This is a genomic window from Sphaerochaeta sp. UBA5836 (assembly GCF_002432845.1).
Taxonomy (GTDB): Bacteria; Spirochaetota; Spirochaetia; order Sphaerochaetales; family Sphaerochaetaceae; genus Sphaerochaeta.
Genome location: NZ_DJGW01000090.1, coordinates 13,275 through 14,686 on the forward strand (window position 1 = coordinate 13,275; position 1,412 = coordinate 14,686).

1 protein-coding gene and 1 pseudogene are annotated in these 1,412 nt (G+C 52.8%); one reads left to right on the plus strand and one right to left on the minus strand.

The window, feature by feature from the left end:
- Positions 1-26: 26 nt before the first annotated feature.
- Entirely contained in the window at positions 27-1,199 is a 1,173-nt protein-coding gene (gene chrA, locus B3F49_RS08415) for a chromate efflux transporter (RefSeq protein ID WP_293910380.1), read from the plus strand.
- A gap of 9 nt (positions 1,200-1,208) precedes the next feature.
- Here chrA and B3F49_RS08420 read toward each other — a convergent pair.
- Positions 1,209-1,412, minus strand: a pseudogene (locus B3F49_RS08420) (alcohol dehydrogenase); the annotation flags it as partial.

A 1,412-nucleotide genomic window follows, 5' to 3' on the forward strand; every position in this document is an offset into this window, starting at 1 on the left:
TGTAACATCGAGCAACAGGAGCTGCCATGCACAACGTATCGTACAGACAATTCCTCAAGGATGTGCTCATCTGTTCGCTCGGTGCCTATGGAGGGCCTGAAGCCCACTTTGGCGTGTTTCTCGATCACCTGGTGAGCAAGAAGCAGTATCTGAGCGAAGAAGAGCTGGTGGAATTGCTGGCCCTGACCAGCATTCTCCCCGGACCTACCAGCACCCAGACCATTACCGCAGTCGGCTATCGGATGGGAGGACCGCTTCTCGCCTTGCTCACCCTGTTTGTCTGGGCTTTCCCTCCCATTCTGGGAATGACCGCACTCTCCTTCCTCTACCAGTTTCTCAAGGACCATCAAATCTCGGAGGACATCCTTCGCTTCATTGCAGCAATGGCAGTTGGATTCATCTTTCTTGCGGCCTTCAGGATTGGTAAGAAAGTACTTGTCGACAGCTTGACCATTGCACTCTTTCTCTTTGGCTCCCTGGCCACCTACTTTATCCGGTCTCCCTGGATTTTCCCCGCCGTTTTACTGATCGGAGGAGCTATTTCCATTATTGCGAGCAAAGAGAAAAACCTGTTCAACAAGATCACCATACGAGCACCATATGGATATCTGATACTCTTCGTCTTCTTCGCCCTGGGCAGCCTGCTTCTCTCCCTGGCAACGCACAATCTTCTGGTCACCCTTTTTGAGGCCTTCTATCGGTATGGATACCTGGTCTTCGGGGGCGGACAGGTGGTGGTACCGGTCATGATTGCAGAGCTCGTGGAGACGAAAGGCTACCTGACCAACGAGCAGTTCCTCACCGGGTACGGTCTTGTACAAGGGCTTCCCGGCCCCATGTTCAGCTTCAGCGCCTATGCCGGCGGCATGGCAGCCAGAAGTGAAGGGCCCGTCATCCAAGTCCTTGCAGCCTTGATCAGTGGAGTGGGAATTTTCCTGCCGGGTACACTGCTCATTTTCTTCATCTACCCTGTCTGGGAGGAATTGAAGAGAATCAAGGCGGTGAAGGTATCACTGAAAGGAATCAATGCGGTCGCCGGCGGTCTTATCACGACAGCCGCCATCCTGTTGTTGCAGAAGATCGGGATCACAGCAGAGCATATCGTCGTTGTCGGGCTGACTGTCGTAGTGCTTGCAACAAAGAAAATACCCGCTCCCTTGATCGTCCTTGCCGTCTTGGTTGCGGGTATTGTGTTCTAAGCTTGTTGGTTACCTGAACGATTCCTGATAGATTTTCAAGCAGTCCTCATCGGTGAGCGTCATGGGGTCGACACCGAAAAGGCCTCCCATGTTCACTCGGGCATTCTGCACCATGGCAGGCAGCTCTGACTCGCTGATGCCGTAAGCACTCATTTTCAAATCGTCCACACCACAAGCTTTCTGAAGGTCAACCAGGGCATGTACAAAGTCCAT